This is a genomic window from Pseudomonas sp. PSPC3-2 (genome assembly GCF_049897085.1).
GTDB classification, from domain to species: Bacteria; Pseudomonadota; Gammaproteobacteria; order Pseudomonadales; family Pseudomonadaceae; genus Aquipseudomonas; species Aquipseudomonas paraveronii.
Genome location: NZ_JAFCVO010000001.1, coordinates 282,482 through 295,573, shown reverse-complemented (window position 1 = coordinate 295,573; position 13,092 = coordinate 282,482). Strand labels below are relative to the sequence as shown.

The following is a 13,092-nucleotide window of genomic DNA, read 5'->3' as shown; positions in this document are numbered from 1 at the left end:
GGGCGACCGATGGTCGCAGCTTATGACGTGGCCGCGGGGTTGCTCGGCCGCGCGGCCTGGGCCGCAGGCTTCTCAGGGGCTGCCACGCGTTCGAGCTGGATATTGACGCGGCGATTGCGCGCTCGGTTAGCGGCGTTGGTATTGGGCGCCAAGGGATAGCTTTCGCCGTGAAATCGCATGGTGATCTGCGATTCCTGCACGCCGTTGGCCTTGAAGTAGTCCATTACCGCCAATGCGCGACGGCGCGAGACATCGCGATTGGTCAGGCGATTGCCACTATTGTCGGAGTGACCATTCAGTTCGATATGGTTGACCGTCGGATCGGCTTTCATGAATTCAACGATCACCGCCAGCTTGCTCTTGGCCGAAGCGTCCAGCTCGATGCCGCCACCGGGGAAGCCGACTTCGGTCTGCTTGACCTGATCGTAATTCATCGGCAGCAACTTGGTAGTACACAGTTGATAGTCGTTGTAGGCCTTGTTGAATCTCACCGGCAACAGGCGAATTTCCGAATAGCCACCTTCACGCCCGTAATGCCGCACGGTCGGACTGCGCCCCTCGAGCAGGCCATTGAACAGCCGCCCGGCCTGGGCCTGGGAACTGTTGAACAACACGTCGCCACTGCCGACACGCACGGCTCCGAGGTTGATATCACCCCGGCCCGGTTGCCAAGGCGCAGCAGCCGCCAGCAAGGTCGCCGATCCCGCGCCGAGCGAGCCGTTATAGGCTTTCAGGCGGAATGTCGCCTGCTCACCGGCCCGGCGCACGAACTCGCCCGAGCCGAAATCAGTGATCGGCTGGGTCAAACGGCACTCGAATTTGTCGCCCTCCACCTTCCACTCAATATTCTCCAGACGTGTCTGAAACGTGAGGGCCATCGCAGGCAGGCTGGCAAACACACTGAGCAGGGCTAAATAATGCTGGCGCACGGGAGGCTCCACTGGTTTCTACAACACTTCAAAGCGTCATACATCGTTAAGGCATACCAAAGGCTATCGGATGCATCCTGCAAAACTTGATAGCGAGTGCCTGCAAGAGTCTTTTCCGGTAGCATTCCCACCAGATTGACCCGCCTGGAATCCCCAATGTCCGACCGCCTGACCCTGCTGCGTCCCGACGACTGGCATATTCATCTTCGCGATGGTGCTGCGTTACCCCAAACCGTGGCCGATGTTGCGCGCACGTTTGGCCGCGCCATCATCATGCCTAACCTGGTACCTCCGGTGCGTAATGCCGCTGAAGCCGACGCTTATCGCCAGCGCATCCTCGCTGTGCGGCCGGCCGGCAGCCGCTTCGAACCGCTGATGGTGCTCTACCTGACCGACCGCACCCAGCCCGACGAAATCCGCCAGGCCAAGGCCAGCGGTTTCGTACACGCCGCCAAGCTCTACCCGGCGGGTGCGACCACCAACTCCGATTCCGGCGTGACCAGTATCGACAAGATCCTGCCGGCGATCGAAGCGATGGCCGAAGTCGGCATGCCGCTGCTGATCCACGGTGAAGTCACCCGTGGGGATGTCGACGTGTTCGATCGCGAAAAAGTCTTCATCGACGAGCATATGCGCCGCGTGGTCGAGCTGTTCCCGGCCCTCAAGGTGGTGTTCGAACACATCACCACGGCCGACGCGGTGCAGTTCGTCACCGAGGCCTCGGCCAACGTCGGCGCGACCATCACCGCCCATCACCTGCTCTACAACCGCAACCACATGCTGGTGGGCGGGATTCGGCCGCACTTCTATTGCCTGCCGATTCTCAAGCGCAACACCCATCAGGTGGCCCTGCTGGATGCCGCGACCAGCGGCAACCCGAAGTTCTTCCTCGGCACCGACTCGGCTCCCCACGCCCAGCATGCCAAGGAAGCTGCATGTGGTTGTGCCGGTTGCTACACCGCCTATGCGGCGATCGAGCTGTACGCCGAAGCGTTCGAACAGCGCAACGCCCTGGACAAACTCGAAGGCTTCGCCAGCCTCAATGGCCCGCGCTTCTACGGGCTGCCGGCGAATACCGACCGCATCACCCTGGTTCGTGAAGACTGGACCGCCCCCGCCAGCCTGCCATTTGGCGAGCTGACTGTTATCCCGCTGCGCGCCGGTGAAACACTGCGCTGGCGCCTGCTGGAGGAAAGCAAGTGAGTGAAGACCATTACGATGACGAACACGAGCACAGCGGTGGCGGTTCCCGTCACCCGATGGCCGAGCGGTTTCGCGGCTATCTGCCGGTTGTCATCGACGTAGAAACCGGTGGCTTCAACTGCGCCACCGATGCACTGCTGGAAATCGCCGCGACGACCATCGGCATGGACGAACAGGGCTTTGTGTTCGCAGAACACACGCACTTCTTCCGCGTCGAGCCGTTCGAAGGCGCCAATATCGAAGCAGCGGCCCTGGAATTTACCGGGATCAAGCTCGATCACCCACTGCGCATGGCGGTGAGTGAAGAAGCGGCGTTGACCGATATCTTCCGTGGCGTGCGCAAGGCGTTGAAGGCCAATGGCTGCAAACGCGCGATCCTGGTGGGGCACAACAGCAGTTTCGACCTGGGTTTCCTGAATGCCGCCGTGGCGCGGTTGGACATGAAACGTAACCCGTTCCACCCGTTCTCCAGCTTCGACACCGCTACGCTCGCTGGCCTGGCTTACGGCCAGACCGTATTGGCCAAAGCCTGCCAGGCCGCCGGTATCGACTTTGACGGTCGCGAAGCCCACTCGGCCCGCTACGACACTGAAAAGACTGCCGAGCTGTTCTGCGGCATCGTCAACCGTTGGAAACAGATGGGCGGCTGGGAAGACTTCAGCGACTGAAGTGAAATCCCACGTATAAAAAAACCGGCCTTCTCAGGCCGGTTTTTTTGTACCGATAACTTGGCTTACAGCTTGCCGGCGTTCTCGGTCAGGTACGCTGCAACGCCTTCTGGCGAAGCGTTCATGCCTTTGTCGCCTTTTTTCCAGTTGGCAGGGCAAACTTCGCCGTGCTCTTCGTGGAATTGCAGGGCGTCGATCAGACGGATCAGCTCTTCCATGTTACGGCCCAGCGGCAGGTCGTTGATGATCTGGGAGCGCACAACGCCCTTGTCGTCGATCAGGAACGCGCCACGGAATGCCACGCCGCCTTCGGACTCAACGTCGTAGGCCTTGGCGATGTCGTGCTTCATGTCGGCAGCCATGGTGTATTTGACTTTGCCGATGCCACCATCGTTGATGGCCGTGTTGCGCCAGGCGTTATGGGTGAAGTGGGAGTCGATGGAAACCGCGACCACTTCGACGTTACGCGCCTTGAAATCGTCCATGCGGTGGTCCAGAGCGATCAGCTCCGAAGGGCAGACGAAGGTGAAGTCCAGCGGGTAGAAGAACACCAGGCCGTATTTGCCTTTGATGGCTTCAGACAGCTTGAAGCTGTCAACGATTTCGCCAGTGCCGAGAACGGCAGGTACGTCGAAATCCGGGGCTTGTTTGCCGACGAGTACGCTCATTGGATATCTCCTGATGTAGGGGTGACGATTGAAGTAAAAGGACCTGCCTTGAGTCTGCCGCGCATAAGCGACAAGCCTGTGACGCAGTCACGCTTCGTGAAGACCGACCATCATACACTGAAAAAACCGTTCGTCAGCGCGCAGGCCAAGTCACTGCCCAGCACTGCAAAACAACTTTGACAATCATTCTCGTTAACATTAAGATCCATCGCACTTAAGCCTTAAACCCGCGATGGTTCTCCCTTATGTATGTCTGCCTCTGCACTGGCGTCACCGACGGACAAATCCGCGAAGCAATCTACGAAGGTTGCTGCAGCTACAAGGAAGTGCGTGAAACGACCGGCGTTGCCAGCCAATGCGGTAAATGTGCTTGCCTCGCCAAACAAGTGGTACGGGAAACCCTGACGCAGCTGCAAACAGCCCAGGCCGCGCGCCCCTATTCAGCAGAATTTACGCACGCTTGAATGAACGTATTTTAATGAGCCGGACTTCGTGTCCGGCTTTTTTATGCCCGCAATTCAATTAGTTAGGGCCAAGACGCGGAACTAAAACATTCTTATTCAGATTAATTTTCATTTATTATTCAATTACTTAGGTTTGACACTAAGGGGTTCGCCACTCAAACTCTGGCCTATATACAGCGAATACAGGGCAGGACCCCAGTCATGAAAGGCGACATCTCAGTCATCCAGCAACTCAACAAAATCCTTGCCAATGAACTGGTCGCGATCAATCAGTACTTTCTGCATGCGCGCATGTATGACGATTGGGGCCTGGAAAAGCTGGGCAAGCGTGAGTACAAGGAATCGATCAAAGCCATGAAGGACGCCGATGCCCTGATCAAGCGCATCCTGTTCCTGGAAGGCCTGCCCAACGTGCAGGACCTGGGCAAGCTGAACATCGGCGAGCACACCCAGGAAATGATCAGCAGCGACCTGGGCTTTGAACGCAAGAGCCACAGCGACCTCAAGGCCGCCATCGCTCACTGCGAAGTGACCCAGGACTTCGGCAGCCGCGAACTGCTGGAAGATATCCTGGAAGACCAGGAAGAACATATCGACTGGCTGGAAACACAACTGGGCCTGATCGACAAGGTCAGCCTGGAGAACTACCTGCAATCGCAGATGGGCGAATAACCCTTAGCCGGCAGGTACAAAAAAGCCCCGCTCTCTTAGGAGAAGCGGGGCTTTTTATTGCGCGGTTTTTTACACAAGCATCAAGCTTCAGTCTGAGCTGCCGCTTTTACTGCTGCGTCTTTGACCAGCGCTTGCAACGAACCATCAGCGGCCATTTCAGTGATGATATCGCTGCCGCCGACCAGTTCACCGGCTACCCACAGTTGTGGGAATGTCGGCCAGTTGGCGTACTTCGGCAGGTTGGCGCGAATTTCCGGGTTTTGCAGGATATCCACGTAAGCGAATTTCTCGCCACACTGCATGATGGCCTGGGACGCCTTCGCGGAGAAACCGCACTGCGGGGCATTGGGAGAGCCCTTCATGTAAAGCAGAATGGTGTTGCTGGCAATCTGCTCTTTGATCGTTTCGATGATATCCATGGAACACCTCGGCTGGAACTTTGCGACTCACAGGTCGGCACGGTGGCGCATTGTAACGCAAAATCCCAGCGCGGTGCTCGGGCACATTATGCCGCAGCGACCTGTACCGGCACGCCGTTCAGCGCGGCGTTGCCCGACAACTCATCCAGTTGCCGTTCGTCGGTCAGGTCGTTCGCACTGGCACCTGGCTGACTGCTCGCGATCATCATCTGCACGCCCGGACGACCATGGCCCCAGCCGTGCGGCAGGCTGACCACGCCAGGCATCATGTCCAGGCTGGCGACCACCTCCACCTCGATCATGCCGATGCGCGAGCTGACCTTCACCCGCTGCCCGTCGCTCAATTGGCGGCTGGCCAGATCGTCGGGATGCATGTGCAACTGGTGCCGCGGCTTGCCCTTCACCAAGCGGTGATAGTTGTGCATCCAGGAATTGTTGCTGCGCACATGGCGGCGGCCGATCAACAGCAATTCGTTGGCCTGTGGCAGCGGTTGCGCCGCGAAACGCGCCAGGTCCGCCAGAATTACCGCTGGTGCCGTCTGCACCCGACCATTCGCGGTGTTCAGGCGCGCAGCGAGATTGGGCTTGAGTGGGCCCAAGTCCACGCCGTGGGGATGCTCAGCGAGCATCGCCACCGACAATTTGTGGCCGGAAGCATCACCATACACGCCGGCGCGCAGGCCGAAGTCGATCATTTGCGCCGGTGGCAGGGTCGGCTTGAGCGCAACCCCGGTGTGCGCCGCAAACGCCTTGGCCAAGCCAACGAAGATCTCCCAGTCATGCAGCGCGCCTTCAGGCTTAGGCAGGATCGCACGATTGAAACGGCTGACATTGCGCACCGCGAACATATTGAACGTGGTGTCGTAGTGATCGTTTTCCAGGGCCGAGGTGGACGGCAGGATCAAGTCGGCATAGCGCGTCGTCTCATTGATGTACAGATCGACGCTGACCATGAACTCCAGCCCGTCCAGGGCCTGCTCCAACTGGCGGCCATTGGGGGTTGATAGGACCGGATTGCCGGCCACGGTGACCAGGGCGCGGATCTGCCCTTCACCTTCGGTGAGCATTTCTTCCGCCAGCGCCGACACCGGCAACTCGCCAGCGTATTCCGGACGCCCTGACACACGGCTCTGCCAACGATTGAAATGCCCGCCGGAAGTCGAGGCCACCAGGTCCACCGCCGGCGTAGTACACAAGGCACCGCCCGGACGATCCAGGTTGCCGGTGACCACGTTGATCAATTGCACCAGCCAATGGCACAGCGTGCCGAACGCCTGCGTCGAAACGCCCATGCGCCCGTAACATACCGCCTTATCTGCGGCGGCAAAATCCCGCGCCAGTTGGCGGATCTGTTCAGCAGGCACCGCACATTGGTGGCTCATGGCCTCGGCGGTAAACCCGGCGATTGCGCGGCGCACGTCCTCCAGGCCGTCAATCGGCAAGTAACTGTTACGGGTCAGGTTTTCGGCGAACAGGGTATTGAGCAGTCCGAACAGCAACGCGGCGTCGCCACCGGGCCGCACAAACAGGTGCTGATCGGCAATCGCCGCCGTCTCGCTGCGCCGAGGGTCGACCACCACCACTTTACCGCCCCGGGCCTGGATGGCTTTGAGGCGCTTCTCCACGTCGGGCACCGTCATGATGCTGCCGTTGGACGCCAGCGGGTTGCCGCCGAGGATCAGCATGAAGTCGGTATGGTCGATATCCGGAATCGGCAACAACAGGCCATGACCGTACATCAGGTGGCTGGTGAGGTGATGGGGCAACTGGTCGACCGACGTCGCGGAAAACCGGTTACGCGTCTTGAGCAGGCCAAGGAAGTAGTTGCTGTGGGTCATCAGCCCATAGTTATGCACGCTGGGATTGCCCTGATACACCGCCACCGAATTCTGTCCGTAGCGCGCCTGGATGTCCGACAGTTTTTCGGCCACCAGCGCGAAGGCCTCTTCCCACGCAATCGGTTGCCATTCGCTACCCACTCGCAGCATGGGCTGGCGCAGGCGGTCCGGGTCATTCTGGATATCCTGCAGCGCCACGGCCTTGGGGCAGATATGCCCACGACTGAACGTGTCCAGTGCGTCACCCTTGATCGAAGTGATCGCCAGGCTGCCATCTTCGGCTTGGGTGGTTTCCAGGGTCAGACCACAAATGGCTTCGCACAGATGGCAGGCACGGTGGTGGAGAGTCTTGGTCATGGCCAGTCTCTTTATTAGGGCTTTGGCCTGACTATGGGCCGCGACCGCAGCGGGCACCAGCAACGTTCGTCGCGTGAATTGAGGGGCATTAGGCCAGGCCATGAGCAAACGTAAAAAAGTGTTTCAAAACCTGCCGGATAGCCCCTGAAACCGACACAGCCTGGCCTGGGCCCGCCCTCGCGGATTGCAAAAGGTCGCAACGCCAGTGTACAAATGGCCCGCTGCTGTCAGGAAATCGTCCTCAAAAGCGCTATCGCGCCTATCTGAACACCCCTAAACACCGTAGCCCTATTGGTAAGACGCGACATTTAATTATAAGATCGCGCCTTCCCCTATTTCGTCGCCCCGTGCGGCTTTCGCCGCAGGTCTCGCCCGTTTTCACAATAAACAAGGCTTTGAGTATCTGCGGTCTGTTGCAAAAAGGTAGTTAATGATGAGCGCAAGGCACTTTCTCTCCCTGATGGATTGCACGCCCGAAGAGCTGGTCAGCGTGATCCGTCGAGGCATTGAGCTTAAAGACCTGCGTAACCGCGGCGTACTGTTCGAGCCTTTGAAAAACCGCGTGCTCGGGATGATTTTCGAGAAGTCGTCGACCCGCACCCGCTTGTCCTTCGAGGCCGGCATGATCCAGCTGGGCGGCCAGGCCATCTTTCTGTCGCCACGTGACACCCAACTGGGCCGTGGCGAGCCGATCAGCGATTGCGCGATTGTCATGTCGCGCATGCTCGATGCGGTGATGATCCGTACCTTCGCCCACAGTACCCTGACCGAATTTTCCGCCAACTCCCGAGTACCGGTGATCAACGGCCTGTCCGATGACCTGCACCCGTGCCAGTTGCTGGCCGACATGCAAACCTTCCTCGAGCACCGTGGTTCGATCCAGGGCAAGACCGTGGCCTGGATCGGCGACGGCAACAACATGTGCAACAGCTATATAGAAGCGGCGATCCAATTCGACTTCCACCTGCGCATCGCCTGCCCGGAAGGTTTCGAACCGTCCGCCGAATTCCTGGCCAACGCTGATGGCCGCGTACAAATCCTGCGTGATCCAAAAGATGCGGTGATCGGCGCCCACTTGGTAAGCACCGACGTCTGGACCTCCATGGGCCAGGAAGACGAAACTGCCAAGCGCCTGAAGCTGTTTGCGCCATTCCAGGTCACCCGCGCCCTGCTCGACCTGGCCGCACCGGACGTGCTGTTCATGCATTGCCTGCCCGCCCACCGTGGCGAAGAAATCAGCCTCGACCTGCTCGACGACCCGCGTTCGGTCGCCTGGGACCAGGCGGAAAACCGCCTGCATGCGCAAAAGGCCCTGCTCGAATTTCTGGTCGAACCGGCGTACCACCACGCATGAGCCAGCCATTACTGCTGAACCTGCGCAATCTGGCATGCGGCTATCAAGATCAGCGGGTGGTGCAGAACCTCAACCTGCACCTCAACGCCGGCGACATCGGTTGCCTGCTCGGTTCCTCGGGGTGCGGCAAGACCACCACCCTGCGCGCGATCGCAGGGTTTGAGCCGGTCCACGAAGGCGAAATCAGCCTGGCCGGCGAAGTCATCTCCAGTGCAGGGTTCACCCTGGCGCCGGAGAAACGTCGTATCGGCATGGTGTTCCAGGACTACGCGCTGTTTCCCCACCTCAGCGTGGCCGACAACATCGCCTTCGGCATTCGCAAGCACCCGCAGAAAGACCGCGTGGTCGCCGAACTGCTAGAGCTGGTTAACCTGAAGAACCTGGGCAAGCGTTTTCCCCACGAGCTTTCCGGTGGTCAGCAACAACGCGTCGCCCTCGCCCGCGCCTTGGCACCGGAGCCGCAACTGTTGCTGCTCGACGAACCGTTCTCCAACCTCGATGGCGAACTGCGGCGCAAGCTCAGCCATGAGGTGCGCGACATTCTCAAGGCACGAGGCACCAGTGCGATCCTGGTGACCCATGACCAGGAAGAAGCGTTCGCCGTGAGTGACCACGTCGGCGTGTTCAAGGAAGGCCGCCTGGAGCAGTGGGATACGCCCTACAACCTCTATCACGAGCCGCTGACACCCTACGTCGCCAGCTTTGTCGGCCAGGGCTATTTCATCCGTGGCCAATTGAGCACGCCGGAATCCGTCAGCACCGAGCTCGGCGACCTGCGTGGCAACCGGGCGTATACCTGGCCGACAGGCGGCGCCGTGGATGTATTGCTGCGCCCGGATGACATCGTCTACGCGCCGGACAGTGCATTGAAAGCGCGGATCGTCGGCAAGACGTTCCTCGGCGCCTCGACCCTGTACCGCCTGCAGCTGTCGACGGGCGCACAGCTGGAGTCGATTTTCCCCAGCCATGCCGACCATCAAGTCGGTGCAGACGTGGGGATTCGTGTCGCCGCCGAACACCTGGTGTTGTTCCAGGCATCCGGCAGCACTGCGGCGCAGGTGCCTCACGCCGATTCAGGTGTGCGGCGCTACAGCCCTGCCAACTGAAGAAACCTGTACTCAATGTCGGGGCTTGCCCGCGATGGCGGCAGATCAGTCAACATCCGTGACTGACACACCGAAATCACGGGCAAGCCCGCTCCCACAGTGGATCTCAGGCCCTTCTACAACGGGTTTCAGGCCCGCCCGATCGACGCGAATTTGGCCTGGGTATGCTCGGCCAGGACCGCAGCGGCCAACTCCACTTCCAACCCCCTTCTACCGGCGCTGACAAAAATCGTCGGGAACGGCTGCGCCGTACTATCGATAAAGGTCCGCAAACGCTTTTTCTGCCCCAACGGGCTAATCCCGCCCAACAGATAGCCGGTGGAACGCTGCGCTGCCGCCGGGTCGGCCATTTCGACTTTTTTCACGCCAGCGGCATGGGCCAAGGCTTTTAAGTCCAGACTTCCGACGACCGGCACCACCGCCACCAATAATTCGCCCTTCTCGCTACTCGCCAGTAAGGTCTTGAACACTTGCGCCGGGTCGAGACCCAACTTTTCCGCGGCCTCCAGGCCATACGACGCCGCCTTGGGATCGTGTTCATAACTGTGGATGCGATGTTCGGCGCGAACTTTTTTCAACAAATCCAATGCGGGGGTCATGGACACTCCTGGCGTGGCAAACGGATGGCCAATTCTAGGCCAAGCCCACACAAAACGCTCTAGTACGCCCCTCACTCCCGGCAATACTTACCGTGGCGAGCGTGATCATTCATCAAACCTATAGTTCGAAAATGACCAATGGTTCACTTTCGACCTTTGACAGGCGTCATTCTTGTCTATATTTTTTCGTTTCCGAATACTGTAGGAATACACCTGCAGCATTCCAGCAGTAAGCCGCGCCCGGGATGGGGATCCTTGGCACGGTGAACAACGCGCAAGGCCCGCTGAGGCCAGACGCCAAACAAGAACAACAAATTGAGGTTTTCCATGACAACTGCTCTTCAACAGCCTTCACTTTCGAGCCAATGCATGGCCGAATTCCTGGGGACTGCGCTTCTGATCTTCTTCGGTACAGGCTGTGTCGCTGCACTCAAGGTCGCGGGGGCCAGCTTTGGCCTGTGGGAAATCAGTATTATCTGGGGGATCGGCGTCAGCATGGCGATCTACCTGACCGCAGGCATCTCCGGGGCTCACCTCAACCCGGCGGTCAGCATCGCCCTGTGTATTTTTGCCGATTTCGACAAACGCAAACTGCCCTTCTATATCCTCGCCCAGGTCGCCGGTGCCTTCTGCTCCGCGGCCTTGGTGTACACGCTCTACAGCAACCTGTTTTTCGATTACGAACAAACCCACCATCTGGTGCGCGGCACCCAGGCCAGCCTGGAATTGGCCTCGGTCTTCTCGACCTACCCCCATGCACTGCTGAGCACAGCTCAGGCCTTCCTGGTGGAAATGGTCATCACCGCAATCCTGATGGGCGTGATCACGGCCCTGACCGACGATAACAACGGCCTGCCACGCGGCCCGCTGGCGCCGCTGCTGATCGGCTTGCTGATCGCGGTGATTGGCAGCGCCATGGGCCCGCTGACCGGCTTTGCAATGAACCCTGCGCGGGATTTCGGGCCCAAGCTGATGACCTTTTTCGCCGGTTGGGGTGAAATAGCCTTTACTGGCGGGCGTGATATCCCCTACTTCCTGGTGCCGATTTTCGCGCCGATTGTCGGTGCATGCCTGGGTGCCGCAGCGTATCGCGGGCTGATTGCCCGTCATCTGCCAAGCGCCGCGCCCGCTGCTGCAGAAACTGAAGAACGTGCCGTCAACGGCAACACCCGTATTTCCTGATAGCCGGCCTGGTCCACCCTGCCCGTTCGTGGCCCAGGCGGCTTACCAATCCTTATTTCTCGTCCAAGGCAATCGACATGACCGACATTCAGAATAAGAACTACATCATTGCCCTTGATCAGGGCACCACCAGTTCCCGGGCAATCATCTTCGATCGCGACGCAAACGTGGTCTGTACCGCCCAGCGTGAATTCGTCCAGCATTACCCACAAGCAGGCTGGGTCGAACATGACCCGATGGAGATCTTCGCCACCCAGAGCGCGGTGATGGTCGAAGCCCTGGCCCAAGCCGGCCTGCACCATGACCAAGTCGCCGCCATCGGCATCACCAACCAGCGTGAAACCACCGTGGTCTGGGATAAAGTCACCGGCCGCCCGATCTACAACGCCATCGTTTGGCAGTGCCGACGCAGCACCGAAATCTGCCAGCAGCTCAAGCGTGATGGCCACGAGCAATACATCAGCGACACCACCGGCCTGGTCACCGACCCGTACTTCTCCGGCACCAAGCTCAAGTGGATTCTCGATAACGTCGAAGGCAGCCGCGAACGTGCGCGCAACGGCGAGTTGCTGTTCGGCACCATCGACAGTTGGCTGATCTGGAAATTTACCGGCGGCAAGACCCACGTCACCGACTACACCAACGCCTCGCGCACCATGCTCTTCAACATCCACACCCTGGAGTGGGACGCGAAGATGCTGGACATCCTCGACGTGCCGCGCGAAATGCTGCCAGAAGTAAAATCCTCGTCGGAAATCTACGGCCGCACCAAAAGCGGCATTGCCATCGGCGGCATCGCCGGTGACCAGCAAGCGGCGCTGTTCGGCCAGATGTGCGTGGAACCGGGCCAGGCCAAGAACACTTACGGCACCGGTTGCTTCCTGTTGATGAACACCGGCGACAAAGCGGTGAAATCCAAGCACGGCATGCTCACCACCATCGCCTGCGGCCCGCGTGGTGAAGTGGCCTACGCCCTGGAAGGCGCAGTGTTCAACGGTGGCTCCACCGTACAGTGGCTGCGCGACGAGCTGAAAATCATCAACGACGCCCATGACACCGAATACTTCGCCGGCAAGGTCAAGGACAGCAACGGCGTGTACCTAGTGCCCGCGTTCACCGGCCTGGGCGCGCCGTATTGGGACCCGTATGCCCGTGGCGCACTGTTCGGCCTGACCCGTGGCGTGCGCGTGGATCACATTATTCGCGCAGCCCTGGAGTCAATTGCCTACCAGACCCGCGACGTATTGGACGCCATGCAGCAGGATTCCGGCGAACGCCTTAAATCCCTGCGCGTGGACGGCGGCGCGGTGGCCAACAACTTCCTGATGCAGTTCCAGGCCGACATCCTCGGCACCCAGGTCGAGCGCCCGCAAATGCGCGAAACCACGGCACTCGGCGCCGCCTACCTGGCAGGCCTGGCCTGTGGCTTCTGGGGCAGCCTGGAGGAATTGCGTGGCAAGGCGGTGATCGAGCGTTTCTTCGAACCCCAGCTCGAAGAAACGGCCAAGGAGAAACTCTACGCCGGCTGGCAAAAAGCGGTGAGCCGCACCCGTGATTGGGAACCTCACGAAGGCGCTGAATAAGCCATCCGCCGGAACCACTTAGGGTTGTAACTGGCAGGGAGCAGATTCCT

13 protein-coding genes are annotated in these 13,092 nt (G+C 59.6%); 8 read left to right on the top strand and 5 right to left on the bottom strand.

Going from position 1 to position 13,092, the window contains the following annotated elements:
• Positions 1-20: 20 nt before the first annotated feature.
• Complete coding sequence (locus tag ACP7CJ_RS01270) at positions 21-929, bottom strand: flagellar protein MotY (protein ID WP_276196711.1); 909 nt, start codon at positions 927-929, stop codon at positions 21-23.
• A gap of 156 nt (positions 930-1,085) precedes the next feature.
• Here ACP7CJ_RS01270 and pyrC point away from each other — a divergent pair, with 156 nt between their 5' ends.
• The gene (gene pyrC / locus ACP7CJ_RS01265) at positions 1,086-2,132 is read left to right on the top strand and encodes a dihydroorotase (RefSeq protein ID WP_426099611.1); all 1,047 of its coding nucleotides are present in this window, start codon (positions 1,086-1,088) and stop codon (positions 2,130-2,132) included.
• Entirely contained in the window at positions 2,129-2,800 is a 672-nt protein-coding gene (gene rnt / locus ACP7CJ_RS01260) for a ribonuclease T (RefSeq protein ID WP_247396283.1), read from the top strand. Before pyrC ends, rnt begins: the two co-directional genes overlap by 4 nt.
• 65 nt (positions 2,801-2,865) lie before the next feature.
• Here rnt and ACP7CJ_RS01255 read toward each other — a convergent pair whose 3' ends face one another.
• The gene (locus tag ACP7CJ_RS01255; RefSeq protein ID WP_247396286.1) at positions 2,866-3,468 is read right to left on the bottom strand and encodes a peroxiredoxin; all 603 of its coding nucleotides are present in this window, start codon (positions 3,466-3,468) and stop codon (positions 2,866-2,868) included.
• A 245-nt stretch (positions 3,469-3,713) separates the two neighbouring features.
• On the opposite strand from ACP7CJ_RS01255, the gene ACP7CJ_RS01250 reads away from it, so the two are divergent.
• Positions 3,714-3,932, top strand: coding sequence for a bacterioferritin-associated ferredoxin (locus ACP7CJ_RS01250; RefSeq protein ID WP_128587021.1), 219 nt, complete (start codon positions 3,714-3,716; stop codon positions 3,930-3,932).
• Positions 3,933-4,133: 201 nt separating this feature from the next.
• The gene (bfr, locus tag ACP7CJ_RS01245; protein WP_276196709.1) at positions 4,134-4,604 is read left to right on the top strand and encodes a bacterioferritin; all 471 of its coding nucleotides are present in this window, start codon (positions 4,134-4,136) and stop codon (positions 4,602-4,604) included.
• Positions 4,605-4,684: 80 nt separating this feature from the next.
• Here bfr and grxD read toward each other — a convergent pair whose 3' ends face one another.
• Both grxD and ACP7CJ_RS01235 read right to left on the bottom strand, forming a co-directional pair.
• Positions 4,685-5,023, bottom strand: a complete 339-nt coding sequence (gene grxD, locus ACP7CJ_RS01240) for a Grx4 family monothiol glutaredoxin (protein WP_247396293.1) — start codon at positions 5,021-5,023, stop codon at positions 4,685-4,687.
• A gap of 86 nt (positions 5,024-5,109) precedes the next feature.
• The gene (locus ACP7CJ_RS01235; RefSeq protein ID WP_426099612.1) at positions 5,110-7,218 is read right to left on the bottom strand and encodes a molybdopterin oxidoreductase family protein; all 2,109 of its coding nucleotides are present in this window, start codon (positions 7,216-7,218) and stop codon (positions 5,110-5,112) included.
• 433 nt (positions 7,219-7,651) lie between these two features.
• On the opposite strand from ACP7CJ_RS01235, the gene argF reads away from it, so the two are divergent.
• Positions 7,652-8,572, top strand: a complete 921-nt coding sequence (gene argF, locus ACP7CJ_RS01230; protein WP_247396301.1) for an ornithine carbamoyltransferase — start codon at positions 7,652-7,654, stop codon at positions 8,570-8,572.
• Positions 8,569-9,678 carry an ABC transporter ATP-binding protein gene (locus tag ACP7CJ_RS01225; protein ID WP_276196707.1) on the top strand — a complete coding sequence of 370 codons (1,110 nt, stop codon included), beginning with the start codon at positions 8,569-8,571 and terminating at the stop codon, positions 9,676-9,678. The genes argF and ACP7CJ_RS01225 overlap by 4 nt, the downstream gene beginning before the upstream one ends.
• Before the next feature lie 128 nt (positions 9,679-9,806).
• Here the strand turns inward: ACP7CJ_RS01225 and ybaK are convergent, their stop codons facing one another.
• Positions 9,807-10,277 (bottom strand): Cys-tRNA(Pro) deacylase, encoded by a 471-nt coding sequence (ybaK, locus tag ACP7CJ_RS01220; protein ID WP_276196706.1) that lies wholly within the window; start codon positions 10,275-10,277, stop codon positions 9,807-9,809.
• A gap of 327 nt (positions 10,278-10,604) precedes the next feature.
• Between ybaK and ACP7CJ_RS01215 the strand changes: the two genes are divergently transcribed.
• Positions 10,605-11,459, top strand: a complete 855-nt coding sequence (locus tag ACP7CJ_RS01215) for an MIP/aquaporin family protein (RefSeq protein ID WP_426099613.1) — start codon at positions 10,605-10,607, stop codon at positions 11,457-11,459.
• 77 nt (positions 11,460-11,536) lie between these two features.
• A complete protein-coding gene (glpK, locus tag ACP7CJ_RS01210; protein ID WP_247396310.1) occupies positions 11,537-13,042 on the top strand; it encodes a glycerol kinase GlpK in 1,506 nt (501 codons plus the stop codon).
• The last annotated feature ends 50 nt before the right edge of the window (positions 13,043-13,092 follow it).